The following is a 14,531-nucleotide window of genomic DNA, read 5'->3' as shown; positions in this document are numbered from 1 at the left end:
TAAGTATAGGATAGGATCAATATTAGTTATTCTTTAAACAAAAAGTGAAATTCAAATCTTACTTCTTTCGGTATTATAAAAAAGAACTTGACGAATACGAAAAAATCGTGAGTCTCATTGAATCTATTTAAAAATGTAAAAAATAATTAAGAAAATAGTATTCCCGAAGATGAAAAACTTATCTAAAAAACCATAAAAAACGAAAAAACCCGTTATTTAAACGGGTTAAAAAGTGGAGATGGAGGGATTCGAACCCTCGTCCAAACAAGCAATACGCAAGCTTTCTACATGCTTAGTGAATTATTAATTTTCGGCTGATTGCTGAGAATTCACACCCCACAAGCAGCTTATCATCTAAATTTTCGAACAGAACCCGATGCGTGTCCTGTTCTATCTCCGCATTCCCGTGCCTCTTAACCAAACGCCGCAGAGAAGGGCTTTTGAGAGACATTTAGCTTCCTTACCTGGTAAGGAGATCGCTTGGACTTACTATAATTCGGTCGTATTAAGCAGCTAAAGCGTATTCTTCGTTGCCAGTTATAAGTTTGTAACGGAAGTTTAACGAGATTACCTTACGTGACTCGACATGCTTACTTACCCATTGATCTTGCTGTCAAAACCGGTCATCCCCAATGGATAAATCTTCAATATTAATTGGCAAATATAATCATTTTAACTTAATTATAGGTCAAAATGGATCCCGTATTCCTTTAAGCACTATATATATTCAATTATTATTTTTAAATAAATTAAAGATTTGAAAACAAAATAAGATATAAAACTATAAATCTAAGCTTTTACTAAATCAATTAAAAACAGGGGGATCGGTTTATAATTTCATCATAACAGAATTGACAGTAAAAAATAATTTTCTAAATATTTTTAAAAATAGAAATTATCTTTTTATTATAATTATAAAAATTTAAATCCCTAAAAATAAAACAATATATCATAAAGAATTTATAATTTATATATATTTTAAAATAGATAATATGATTTTTTCAATAAAAAATAAAAAAAAAGAGTTTGATTTAGAATGAAAAAAACTAATTTTGTAACTATTAAGAAAAAATTCATATATGAAATTCATAGTTTCAAGCGGAGAATTATTAAAAGCATTACAATTAATAAGTGGAGTTACCGGAGGAAACTCATCTTTACCTGTATTGGAAAATTTTTTATTCGATCTGGATTCTGATAAATTAACCATCTATGGATCTGATGGTGAAACAACCATGAAAACCAGTATTGAAGTTCAAAGCACAGATAAAGGAAAAATTGCGGTTCCTTCAAAACTGCTTACCGATACAGTAAAAACTTTTTCCGAACAGCCGCTTTCCTTTTCACAAGAAGGAAATCAACTCGAAATTGTGGATGAAAAAGACAACTACTTCATAGCTTTGGATGATGTAGACCAGTACCCTACCCTACCCGAATTAGACACAGACAGGTCTATTACCATGAAAGCCTCCGTTTTAGGAGAAGCGGTCGCCAATACTATATTTTCAACCGGTAATGACGCCATGCGTCCCGTGATGACCGGGGTATTATTCCAATTTACTAATTCGGAATGTCGATTTGTAGCAACCGATGCGCATCGTTTAGTAAAATATACTCGTAAAGATGTTTCTGCAAATGAAGATATAGAATTCATCATGCCTAAAAAACCGCTTACTCTATTGAAAAATGCCCTGATTGCATATGATGATGAGGTTATTATTGAATTTAATGAAACCAATGCTCGGTTCACTCACAATGAAACTCAATGGGTTTGTAGGCTAATAGACGGTAAATATCCTAACTACGATGCCGTAATCCCTAAAGAGAATCCGAACGTATTGACTATAAACAGGCAATTATTTTTAAGCTCTCTAAAAAGAGCCGCCCTTTTCTCTAATAAATCAACTTCGCAAGTACGTTTAGCTTTAAATGGAAATTTACTTAAGCTAAGCGCTGAAGATGTTGATTTTTCCAATAAAGCGGATATGAGCCTTCCTTGTGATTACAATGGGGAAGAATTGAAAATAGGATTTAATTCCAAATTCTTAAATGAAATGCTTAACAACATTTCTTCGGAAGACATTACTCTTGAAATGTCTACGCCCAATCGTGCGGGAATTATTAAACCTGCAGACGGATTGGATGAGAACGAAGACATATTAATGTTGGTAATGCCTGTTATGCTTAATAACTAAATAAATTTTAAAATATAAACCACTTTTCTCGCTCTTATGTAAATAAATTATTTACATAAGATTTTTTTAATATAAATAGTTAAAATCAATGAAAATTTCTTATAATTGGTTATGTAAATATATTAAGACTGATTTATCTGTTGAAAAAATAGCTTCCATACTTACAGACACAGGTTTGGAAGTGGAAGATGTTGAAGAAATTGAATCTGTCAAAGGCAGTCTAAAAGGTGTAGTAGTCGGTGAAGTCATTGAATGTGAAAAGCACCCAAATGCAGACAAACTGAAACTAACTAAAGTGAACTTAGGGGATCAAATCGTTCAAATTGTTTGTGGGGCACCTAATGTAGAAAAAGGCCAAAAAGTACCTGTAGCCACTATTGGTACTTCTTTATATTCCGAAGATGGAAACGAATTTAAAATTAAGAAAAGTAAAATACGAGGAGAAGAATCTTTCGGAATGATTTGTGCCGAAGATGAATTGGGCTTAGGTAAAAGCCATGAGGGCATACTCGTACTTGATACTAATTTAAAAGTGGGTACTCCGCTCAATGAAGTGATCCCTGTTTCTAAGGATTATTGTATTGAAATAGGGCTCACTCCCAACCGCACGGATGCTATGTCTCATTATGGAGTAGCTCGTGATTTATATGCGGCGCTTAAAAGCAGAAAAATCAAGGCTGAATTACAACCAATCACTTTCGAAAATTTCAAATTGGATGAAGTCAAAGGGAATCCAATTAGCGTTGAAGTGGAAAATCAGCAGCTCTGCCCTAGATATTCGGGTATATATTTAAAAAATATTGAAATTAAACCTTCACCGGATTGGTTACAAAACCAGTTAAGAATCATAGGATTATCTCCTATAAATAATGCAGTAGATATAACTAATTATATATTACATTCCTATGGACTTCCTCTTCATGCATTTGATGCCGATAAAATTGGCGGTCAAAAAATAAAAGTGGGAACAGTACCGGAAGGAACTGCGTTTACTACATTAGACGGAGTAAAAAGAAATCTATCCGATTCCGAATTACTTATAAAAGACGCTCAGGATACTCCTTTATGCTTGGCCGGTGTGTATGGCGGATTAGAATCCGGAGTTTCCAATGAAACTAAAAATATTTTTTTAGAAGCTGCTTACTTTGATCCGGTTTCTATAAGGAAAACCTCTAAAAAAGAAGGGTTAAATACCGATTCTTCTTTCCGTTTTGAAAGAGGTGTAGACCCTAATTATACCCTGATTGCTTTGAAAAAAGCCTGTGAGCTTTTTAAAGAGTTAACCCATGCAACCGTTGTTGGAGAAATGATAGATATATATCCCAATCCAATAAAAAACGTAAATACTATTTTAAGGTATCATAAAATCGATCGAATATTAGGAAAGAAAATCCATAGAGAACAGATCAAAGAAATCTTAAAATCATTAGAGTTTACGATCATAAGCGATACAAACGAAGTTTTGGATCTTATAGTACCGGCTTATCGTGTAGATGTGACGAGGGAAATAGATGTTATTGAAGAAATTGCACGAATCTATGGGTACAATCAAATTGACATTCCTGAAAAGTTTTCGTTTGCTTATGAAAATAAAAATGCCTTTGATGAAGAATTTCTTGAAAACACGATTGCTAACCAATTAAAATATAATGGTTTCAACGAAATCATCAACAATTCGTTAACGTCTCGTAGAGATGAAAACACCCAATACGTGGAGCTGGTTAATCCTTTAAGCACAGATTTGTGTGTAATGAGGCAATCCCTGGTATATGGAGTATTACAAAGTATATCATTTAACAGCAATCGTAATCAGAAAGAAATTAAGTTTTATGAATTCGGAAAAACCTATTTTAAAAATTCCGCGGGAACTTATATTGAAAATAAAAAACTTTCGGTAGCTTTATTCGGAAATTTCCAGGAAAATAATTGGATTATTCCTCAAAATACTTCTACTTTTTTTCATTTAAAAGGAATTGTAAGCCAATTACTTATCGGTTTTAACATATCCATTGATGAAAAACCATTAGAGTCTTCTTCTCTGTATAAAGACGGCATCGAACTTTTTGTAAACGGATCTTCTTTAGGTAAATTAGGAAGTATCAATCCTAAGCTTTTAAAAGAATTCGGACTAAAAGGTAATGTATTTTATGCAGAATTGGAATGGGAAAAATGGGTGGATCTTGCCTCTAAGAAAAAACCTTATAAATTAGCTGAAATTCCTAAATTTCCTGGCTCAACCCGAGATTTAGCCCTTTTACTGGATAAAGATATAAAATATTTTGACTTATATAAAGCGGCCTTCGAAACAGAAAAAAAATTGCTTCAATCCGTAAATCTTTTTGATGTTTATGAGGGCAAAAATCTACCTGAAGGTAAAAAATCATACGCATTGAATTTCTTCCTTCAAGATGAAAATAAAACCCTTACGGATCAAGACATTGATAAGGTTATGAAAAAATTGTTAGATCGTTTTTCAACCCAGTTTCATGCCGAATTAAGAAATAATTAATGATGAAAATATGCATAAAAATGTTGTAATTCTAGGGGCCGGAAATGTTGCTTATCATTTAACCAGAGCCTTACTTGAAAATACGGTGAATGTCGTACAGGTTTTCAACAGAACTCTGGATAAAGCACAAAATTTTGCAGAAGATTATAATATTAATTATACAGATAAAATTTCAGAAATTGTTAAGGCAGACATCTATATTATCTGCACTTCAGATAAGGCCATTTCCGAAATATCTTATTATGTACCATTTGATGATTGTTTAGTTGTCCATACTTCCGGATCGATCCCCTTATCTGCGCTTAAAGGTAAATACAGAAAAGGAGTCTTTTACCCTTTGCAAACCTTTTCAAAAAAAAGAGCGTTGGAATACGATAAAATTCCTTTTTTTATTGAAGCAGAAAATAAAGACGATGAAACTATTCTTTTAAATTTGGCTAAAAGAATTTCTGATGAAGCCTATGTTGTTGATTCAGAAAAGCGATTGAAAATACATATGTCGGGCGTATGGGCCAACAATTTTACCAATCATCTACTTTTCATAGCCAATGAAATTTGCCGTAAACAAGATATACCTTTTGAGATTTTAAAACCTTTGATAAAGGAAACTTTTGAAAAAATTAATGATGACATTTCTCCGTATGACGCTCAAACAGGACCGGCAAAAAGAAATGACCAAGTTGTTATCCAAAAACATTTATCTATTTTAGAGTCTGATTCCAATTTATACCAAATCTATTCTTTACTAACTAATTCCATTTTAGAAACTTACCATGATAAATTATAAAGAAAAGCTCAATCATATTAGCGCATTCGTTTTTGATGTAGACGGAGTTATGACCGATGGATCCATCATTCTCATTAATAACGAAATGATAAGAAATATGAATACTAAAGATGGGTTTGCCTTACAGTTTGCTGTAAAGAAAGGTTATAAAATTGCCGTAATCACGGGAGGTAAGGATGCCTCTGTAGTGAGCCGACTTAACTATTTAGGTATTACTGACATCTATCTTGATTCTAAAGATAAATGGGATGATTTGGAAGATTTTCTTTACAAATACGGATTGAAACCTCATGAAGTTTTATATATGGGAGACGATCTGCCCGATTATGAGGTGATGAACCAAGTGGGAATTGGAGCAGCTCCCAAAGATGCTTGTCCCGAAATTCTTTCCATTGCAGACTATATTTCACCTACTAAAGGCGGAAAAGGTTGTGTGAGAGATGTGATCGAACAAGTTTTAAGAGTTAAGGGCGATTGGGATTACCTCGAAACAAAAGATACTACCGCTTCTATATAAACATCTTATTTACATAAGTTTTAGGATATAAAATTTATTTAGATCCCTAAATAAAATAACCAATATTTTTACCTCTTTGATAGCAATGGATAAAATCATACGCTTTCAATCATGTTATTCAAATTTAATTTTCATCCTATCTCCAAATTTTTTACACCGCCTACCATCTCCATCAACTATATTGTTTTAATATAATTATTTGCACAATAAATACGATTTATTATAAATAAATTAGTTTTTATAAAACATACAATCTATAAACTGCAAAATTTGAATTATAAATGTTAAATATTATTAAATAATTATATTAATTAAATTTATAAGAAAATTTTCGATTCAAAAATATGGATAAATTTATTGCATGGTTTAAATCTTTAAACTTTGAATATCTTTCAATACTAGGGGCTGTTCTTTATATACTTGTTATTATTTATACCATCTTTAAAATAATCAAAAATACGGAAAATCCATCCAAAGCAATCGGGTATTTACTTATAGTTATAATCCTTCCCATTATAGGGGTAATATTATATTTTTCGATTGGAATGAACTACCGATTGGAAAAATTGTATAAAAGAAAATATACACACGATCGAAACTTTTATCAGATACTCAGAAATCAAATAAATGAACATACTGAAAAGAGAATCAACAAATATAATAAATTATTGGAGGGTAAAACTCACTCAATAAGAATGTTATTAAAAGATACTTCTTCTGCCCTTTATGTAGCCGACAATACCAAGTTGCTTATCAATGGTGAAAATAAATTTAAAGAGGTTATTGAAGAATTAAAAAAAGCAACGAAACATATCCATATTGAATATTATATTTTTGCTGATGACCGTATTGGAAACGAAATTAAAGATATTTTAATACAAAAAGCCAAAGAAGGCGTAACCGTACGATTTATTTATGACGATTTTGGAAGCCATTCGTTGAACAAAAGAATGATAAAAGAACTGCGTGAAGGCGGAGTACAAGCCGCTGCTTTTTACAAAATTAAACTTTATGCTTTTGCCAACCGAATGAATTACCGCAATCACCGTAAAATAATAATCATTGATTCTAAAGTTGGTTTTATTGGCGGAATTAATGTTGACGACCGATATATCAATACCCCGAACAGCAAACTATTTTGGCGCGATACCCATTTTATGGTGAAAGGAGAAGCGGTAAACGGACTTCAATATAATTTCATAACCGATTGGAATTTTTGTTCCGGAAATGACGTCGATCCTTTTGACAAAGCCTACTTTCATGCGTCTAAAGATATCACCACTAAAGACGAAAACCCCGAGCTTCTGCAGATTGCTGCCAGTGGTCCGGATAGTGATCGAGCAACTATAATGCTTGTATACAACGGAATTATAATGTCCAGCCGAAAGAGGCTTTATTTAACTACGCCATACTTGATCCCTAATGAAACTATTGTTAATGCTTTAAAATACGCAGCTTTAAGCGGAGTGGACGTTCGAATTTTGGTTCCGTTTAAATCGGACAGTATTATTGTAAATGCAGCTTCGTGCGCCTATTATAAAGAGTTATTAGCCTCGGGGGTTCGAATTTACAGGTATACGAAAGGATTTGTACATGCTAAAACCATAATTTCCGACACCAATCTTTCCGTTATAGGATCAGCTAATTTGGATATGCGGAGCTTTGATTTAAATTTTGAAATAAGCGCCTTAGTTTACAGCGAAACCATTAACCGGGAACTTTATGATGCTTTTATGGAAGACATTGAAAACAGTACGGAAGTTTCCTATAAGGAATGGTTAAAACGAAACCGATGGGTAGATTTAGGTAATTCCATAGCTAAACTTATATCACCCCTTTTATAAAAAAATGATTAGTTAATTCTTCAAGGTTAACAAATATTTTAGGATATAGCAATCCCTATATAGGGTAATTTAATTGATCTGTATTTTTTAAAAATACGATTTTTTTAAAAGTTATAAATCGCTGATTGTAATACAATAAATTAGTTTTACTATACAATTAAAGTCCATTTAAGATAGACTTTTTTTTCGTATATTCGCAAATCAATTTTTTTCGCATTTGTTTTAAAAGAAAATGAGCAATAAATTTCAAGAATATAAAGAATTAAATCTAAATAAATTTGCAGACGAAATTTTAGAATTTTGGAAAAAAAATAATATTTTCCAAGAGAGTATAAAATCTCGTGAAGGCAATCCCCAATTCGTATTTTTTGAAGGACCTCCTTCAGCTAACGGAATGCCGGGCATTCACCATGTAATGGCTCGTACCATTAAAGATATTTTCTGCCGATACCAAACATTGAAAGGGAAACAGGTCAATAGAAAAGCCGGTTGGGATACCCACGGTTTGCCCGTTGAACTTGGAGTTGAAAAGGAATTAGGCATTACCAAAGAAGATATTGGTAAAAAAATAACTGTGGAAGAATACAACAAGGCTTGTAAAGAAGCAGTTATGCGATATACCGGTGCTTGGAACGAACTAACTCAAAAAATAGGTTATTGGGTAGATTTAAATCATCCTTATATTACTTACGATCCCAAATATATGGAAAGTGTTTGGTGGTTGTTGAAACAAATTTACGATAAAAATTTACTTTATAAGGGTTATACTATTCAACCCTATTCTCCTAAAGCAGGTACAGGGCTTTCCAGTCATGAGTTGAGTTTACCCGGTGCATATAAAGATATTACAGACACTACCATTGTTGCTCAATTTAAAGCAATCAAGGAAAGCACCACTTTATTTAACGATATTCAGGGTGATGTATATTTCTTGGCTTGGACTACCACACCGTGGACTTTACCTTCCAATACGGCGTTGACTGTAGGAGGATCTATTGATTATGTATTGGTAAAAACATTTAATCAATATACTTTTGAACCCATAAACGTTATACTCGCTAAAGAATTAGTCGGAAGTCAGTTTTCAGGTAAATTCGTATCTGCTGAGTCTGATGCCGATTTTCAAGAGTATACATCTGAAAATAAAAAAATACCTTATCGAATTCTTGCCGAATACAAGGGGAAAGATTTAGTTGGAATAAAATACGAACAACTTCTTTCTTGGACATTACCGTATGAAGACGCGGACCGAGCATTTGTAGTGATTGATGGAGACCATGTGACTACTGAAGACGGTACAGGTATTGTTCATACTGCTCCTACTTTTGGTGCAGACGATGCGAAAGTTGCAAAAGAACACGGGGTACCCGGTATGTTGGTTCTTGATGAAAATCAAAATCCTGTTCCTTTAGTGGATTTACAAGGTAAATTTATTTCAAGTTTACCTGAACCTTTTGCGGGAAAATATGTTCGCATTGAATATTATAACGATAACGAAGTTCCGGAACGTTCAACTGACGTTGAAATAGCCATACTTTTAAAGACCGAAAATAAAGCTTTTAAAGTAGAAAAATACAATCACAACTATCCTCATTGTTGGAGAACAGACAAACCTATTCTTTACTATCCTTTGGATTCTTGGTTTATAAAAATTACGGAAGTTCGTGATCGAATGACCGAATTAAATCAAATTATCAATTGGAAACCTAAATCAACAGGAGAAGGTCGTTTTGGTAATTGGCTGGAAAATGCTAATGATTGGAATCTTTCCAGGTCAAGATATTGGGGTACTCCCCTTCCTATTTGGAGAACTGAAGATGCTAAAGAAGAAATCATCATTGGTTCTATTCAGGAATTGATTGATGAAATGGAAAAATCCGTAAAAGCCGGATTTATGTCTAAAAATATCTTTGAAGATTTTATTGTAGGTGATTTTTCCGAGGAAAATTACAGTAAAATAGATCTTCATAAAAATATTGTTGATCAAATAGTTCTAGTTTCAGAGAGTGGAAAGCCCATGAAGCGAGAAAGTGATTTGATTGATGTATGGTTTGATTCAGGAGCCATGCCATACGCTCAATGGCACTATCCTTTTGAAAATAAGGAATTAATAGACGAACGAAAATACTATCCGGCAGATTTTATTGCTGAAGGAGTAGACCAAACTCGCGGTTGGTTCTATACTTTACATGCAATCGGAACCATGATTTTTGACAGCGTAACTTATAAAAATGTTGTTTCCAATGGGTTGGTTTTGGATAAAAAAGGAAATAAAATGTCCAAAAGTAAAGGAAATGCTGTTGAGCCTTTTGAAACCTTGGCTATGTATGGGCCGGATGCTACTCGATGGTATATGATTTCCAATGCCCAACCTTGGGATAATTTGAAATTTGATTTGGAGGGCATTGACGAAGTACGCCGTAAAATATTCGGAACTCTATATAATACTTATTCATTCTTTGCTTTATATGCCAACGTGGATGGATTCAGTTATAAAGAGGATGATATACCTTTTAAAGAAAGAAACGAATTAGATCAATGGATCCTATCCGAACTTAATCTTTTAATAGATGAAGTGGATTCTTTCTATACCGATTATGAGCCAACCAAAGCTTTACGAGCAATTAATACTTTTGTAATAGATAATTTAAGCAATTGGTATGTGCGCTTATCAAGAAGACGTTTTTGGAAAGGAGAATATTCCAATGATAAGATTTCTGCTTACCAAACTCTTTATAAATGTTTGGATACTATTGCTAAATTAATGTCTCCGGCAGCTCCTTTCTATTCCGATAAATTGTATCAGGATTTAAATGCTATTACGGGAAAAGAACCTTATGCATCGGTTCATTTAGCTTATTTTCCTGTTAAACAGGAAAATGAAATCGATTATTTATTATTGGAAAGAACTCATTTAGCACAAAAAGTTACCACTATGGTATTTTCTTTGCGTAAAAAAGAAAATATAAAAGTTCGCCAACCGTTGCAAAAAATTATGATTCCTGTTTTAAGTAAAAATGACAGGGAAAATCTCGAATCCATAATACCTATAATTAAACAAGAGGTCAATGTAAAAAAAGTTCAATTATTGAACCCTGAAGAAGCTTCTGATATTATTGTAAAAGCCGTAAAACCTAATTTTAAAACGTTAGGACCTAAATTAGGCAAAGATCTTAAAGCCGTTAGTCAAGAGCTCCAACAATTATCTTCTTCTCAAATTGAAGAGTTGGAAAAGAACGGGGCTATAACTTTGTCCGGCTACGAACTAAACTTAGATGATGTTGAAATTCGCACACAAGATATTACGGGATGGTTGGTTGCCAATGACGGCAAATTAACCGTTGCGCTCGATATCACTATCACTCCTGAATTAAAATCTGAGGGAATTGCTCGAGAATTGGTAAATAAAATTCAAAATCTCAGAAAAGAGAATGGATTGGAAGTTACCGATAAAATATCTTTAGAAATTCAGGCGAATGAGGAAATTGAAAAATCCGTTAACGAAAATATGGAATATATATGTTCTGAAACATTAACACAGAAATTAACTTTTGTAAGTAACACTACCGATGGGACGGAATTAGACATTAATGAAATTAAAATTAAAATCGTACTAAAAAAAGTGTAATTATGACTGAAGACAGACTTAGATATTCTGACGAAGAACTTGAAGAATTCAAGATACTTATTCTTGATAAAATTGAAAAAGCGGAAAATGATTTAACTATGCTGAAAGAAGCGTTTGTTAATGATTTAAATAACGGAACGGATGATACCTCTCCTACTTTTAAAGCTTTTGAAGAAGGTTCGGAAACCATGAGTAAAGAAAGTAACTCCCATTTGGCGGCTCGTCAAGAAAAATTTATCCGTGATTTGCGAAATGCTTTAATACGAATTGAGAACAAAACATACGGAATTTGCAGGATTTCCGGAAAATTAATAGGTAAAGAAAGATTGAAAGCGGTTCCTCATGCTACCTTAAGTATTGAGGCTAAAAACAATCAATAATAAGAATGAAGAAAGTCTTATGGATAACATTTTTTATCCTTTTATTAGATCAAGTATCAAAAATTTACATTAAAACGCATTTTCATCTTCATGAGGAAATAAAGGTTTTTGATTGGTTTTATCTTACGTATGTTGAAAATCCCGGTATGGCTTATGGAGTGCAACTTGGTGGATTTATAGGTAAAATAGGCCTGAGCTTATTGCGTTTGGTATTAATAGGTTTAATGGCTTATTATATCAACAAATGGTCTAAAAAGGCTAATACATGGTATTTTATCATTCCGGCAGGATTAATTTTTGCGGGAGCAATCGGGAATTTGATTGACAGTACTTTTTATGGAGTCCTTTTCGATTCGGGTACAACTTATAACTCGGTCGTGAAGGATTGGTACGGATATTCGGGAATTTCCAAACTTAATTTTAAAGGATATGCCCCTCTATTCGGAGGATGTGTTGTGGATATGTTTCGTTTTCCTCTTATAGACACTTACTTGCCTGAATGGTTTCCTATTTGGGGAGGTGAAAGGATTCAATTTTTTAATTATATATTTAATGTTGCCGATTCTTCCATCACTCTTGGTGCGATATTTCTCATAGGTGTTTATTTCTTCAAACCCGGTATGTTTCCTAAAGAATGGATGAAATAGTCCTGTGTAAAAAATTACTCCATTTTGTATTCTCATGCGGGGTCTAATCTTTATATGGTATAATAAAAATGCATAAGTTTTTGCACTTTATATTTTAAATGTAAATTTGCATTTTATCATATAAAATATACACATGAGAGTTTTAACAGGCATACAAAGTACAGGTACTCCACATTTAGGCAATATATTAGGAGCCATTGCACCGGCTATTAAGTTAAGCAAGGATCCTTCTAATGAATCTTTTTTCTTTATTGCCAATTTGCATTCCATGACGCAAATTAAAGATGCTGAAGTCCTAAAACAAAATACGTATGAAATAGCGGCAACCTGGCTCGCATGTGGTTTGGATATTTCCAAAACTTATTTTTACAGACAATCAGACATCCCCGAAGTAACAGAACTTATGTGGTATTTGCTTTGTTATTTCCCCTATAGCCGTTTGGCTCTGGCGCATGGTTTTAAAGATAAAGCCGATCGTTTGGAAGATGTAAATTCCGGGCTGTTTACTTATCCTATGCTTATGGCTGCGGACATTCTTTTATACGATGCACAAATCGTTCCGGTAGGTAAAGATCAATTGCAGCATTTGGAAATGACTAGAGACGTTGCTCAAAAATTTAACCACGTACACGGCGATGTTTTGGTAGTCCCTGAAGCCAAAATTCAAGAAAATACGATGTATGTACCCGGAACTGATGGAAATAAAATGAGTAAATCCAGAGGAAACACGATTCAAATTTTTGCTCCTGAAAAAGAGTTAAAAAAACAAATTATGTCTATTGTAACCGATTCTACTCCACTGGAAGAACCTAAAAACCCAGATACATGTAATGCGTTTTCAATATTTAAATTGGTAGCCACTCCTGAAGAAGTGGAACTTATGAGAGAAAACTACTTAGCCGGTGGTTACGGATACGGACATGCTAAAAATGAATTATTTAAAGTTCTTCTACGTGAATTTAGTGAAGCCAGGGAAAAATATAATTACTATATGAATCATATTGAGGAACTTGAGAATATTCTTAAAGAGGGAGCTGAAAAAACTAAAAGCATAGCATCTGAAACACTGAAAAGAGTTAGAAAGTCTTTACAATTTTAAAATTTTTCAAAAAAAATTGCAGCAAAAATATCTTTTGCTACAATTTAAACTAAACTAATTAAACTAATATTTAAATTCTTGTGTAAAAGGATACAATTTTAGTTTAATTATTTTTTTCCTGCAATTCTTTATAATAGATTTTATCTATAGCTGTATTTAATATTTTTATATAAGTCATATTTAGTATATATTCACATATCCGCCCTTGATATCTTTTTTAACTACTTCCGCTCCTCCATAGACATTAATATCTCCGCCATCTTTTATTTTGGTTTCAACTAATCCATTGGAATAAACAGATGCTGTTCCTCCGGAAGTAACTGCTACTGCAATTTTGTTTGAGCCCACTTCTTTTGCATCGTAAGTGCCCCCGGATGTAATTTTAATATTTTGATGGTTTGCCAATCCTGAAACTTTGATTTCTCCTCCTGATTTTAGCTTGGCATGTATTTTGTTTACTCCAACAAGAACGGTAATCTTCGAACCTTCAGTAGCCCCGATATTTAATAGATTTTCTTCTAATTTATCATTACCGGTTATTGTTGATCCTTCGTAAGCATGTATATTATTTAACTTTTTATAATATACCTTTACGTTTACCTCATCGTCGTTCTCTAATTTCAATGTATCCATTCTAATAATTAATTCTCCGCCTTTTTTAACGATTTTTACGTCATCTTTTTTTACTCCGCTGATCTCTACTTTTTCTTCCGGTGAGGAAAGTAACGTCACAGGAATTTTATCATAAACACGCAAAACGGTAAAACTTCTTAAATTTTTAACTATTGCCTGAGCAGAAACAATCTGTATAAAAATTATCGCAAATAAAACAAATAAAAATTTCTTCATATACTTTTTTGAGATAGAATTCAATAATTAAGCCATAACTTCATTATGATTACTATATAATCAATAAGTATATTCT

10 protein-coding genes and 1 other RNA gene are annotated in these 14,531 nt (G+C 32.9%); 9 read left to right on the top strand and 2 right to left on the bottom strand.

The window, feature by feature from the left end; genetic code table 11:
• Positions 1-230 precede the first annotated feature (230 nt).
• Positions 231-631, bottom strand: a transfer-messenger RNA (tmRNA) gene (ssrA, locus tag GYM72_RS01570).
• 448 nt (positions 632-1,079) lie between these two features.
• Between ssrA and dnaN the strand changes: the two genes are divergently transcribed.
• The 9 genes from dnaN to trpS all read left to right on the top strand — a co-directional run bounded on the left by dnaN (position 1,080) and on the right by trpS (position 13,606).
• Positions 1,080-2,195, top strand: coding sequence for a DNA polymerase III subunit beta (dnaN, locus tag GYM72_RS01565; RefSeq protein WP_105297308.1), 1,116 nt, complete (start codon positions 1,080-1,082; stop codon positions 2,193-2,195).
• A gap of 88 nt (positions 2,196-2,283) precedes the next feature.
• The gene (pheT, locus tag GYM72_RS01560) at positions 2,284-4,704 is read left to right on the top strand and encodes a phenylalanine--tRNA ligase subunit beta (protein ID WP_220264468.1); all 2,421 of its coding nucleotides are present in this window, start codon (positions 2,284-2,286) and stop codon (positions 4,702-4,704) included.
• Between the two features lie 10 nt (positions 4,705-4,714).
• The gene (locus tag GYM72_RS01555) at positions 4,715-5,491 is read left to right on the top strand and encodes a Rossmann-like and DUF2520 domain-containing protein (RefSeq protein WP_220264467.1); all 777 of its coding nucleotides are present in this window, start codon (positions 4,715-4,717) and stop codon (positions 5,489-5,491) included.
• Complete coding sequence (locus GYM72_RS01550; RefSeq protein WP_105297328.1) at positions 5,481-6,008, top strand: HAD family hydrolase; 528 nt, start codon at positions 5,481-5,483, stop codon at positions 6,006-6,008. The genes GYM72_RS01555 and GYM72_RS01550 overlap by 11 nt, the downstream gene beginning before the upstream one ends.
• Positions 6,009-6,352: 344 nt before the next feature.
• Entirely contained in the window at positions 6,353-7,852 is a 1,500-nt protein-coding gene (gene cls / locus GYM72_RS01545) for a cardiolipin synthase (RefSeq protein ID WP_220233924.1), read from the top strand.
• A 232-nt stretch (positions 7,853-8,084) separates the two neighbouring features.
• The gene (ileS, locus tag GYM72_RS01540) at positions 8,085-11,480 is read left to right on the top strand and encodes an isoleucine--tRNA ligase (RefSeq protein ID WP_220264466.1); all 3,396 of its coding nucleotides are present in this window, start codon (positions 8,085-8,087) and stop codon (positions 11,478-11,480) included.
• A gap of 2 nt (positions 11,481-11,482) precedes the next feature.
• Positions 11,483-11,860, top strand: a complete 378-nt coding sequence (locus tag GYM72_RS01535; protein ID WP_105297303.1) for a TraR/DksA C4-type zinc finger protein — start codon at positions 11,483-11,485, stop codon at positions 11,858-11,860.
• Between the two features lie 5 nt (positions 11,861-11,865).
• Positions 11,866-12,507, top strand: coding sequence for a lipoprotein signal peptidase (locus tag GYM72_RS01530; RefSeq protein ID WP_160557437.1), 642 nt, complete (start codon positions 11,866-11,868; stop codon positions 12,505-12,507).
• Between the two features lie 133 nt (positions 12,508-12,640).
• On the top strand, positions 12,641-13,606 hold the full coding sequence (trpS, locus tag GYM72_RS01525; RefSeq protein ID WP_166005463.1) for a tryptophan--tRNA ligase: 966 nt from the start codon (positions 12,641-12,643) through the stop codon (positions 13,604-13,606).
• A 180-nt stretch (positions 13,607-13,786) separates the two neighbouring features.
• Here the strand turns inward: trpS and GYM72_RS01520 are convergent, their stop codons facing one another.
• Positions 13,787-14,455: a GIN domain-containing protein gene (locus GYM72_RS01520; RefSeq protein WP_220264465.1), complete on the bottom strand. Its 669-nt coding sequence runs from the start codon at positions 14,453-14,455 to the stop codon at positions 13,787-13,789.
• Positions 14,456-14,531 lie beyond the last annotated feature (76 nt).

Origin of the sequence: Apibacter sp. ESL0404 (assembly GCF_019469245.1) — a bacterium.
In the GTDB taxonomy this organism is placed as follows: Bacteria; Bacteroidota; Bacteroidia; order Flavobacteriales; family Weeksellaceae; genus Apibacter.
This window is presented reverse-complemented; position numbering and strand designations above follow the sequence as displayed.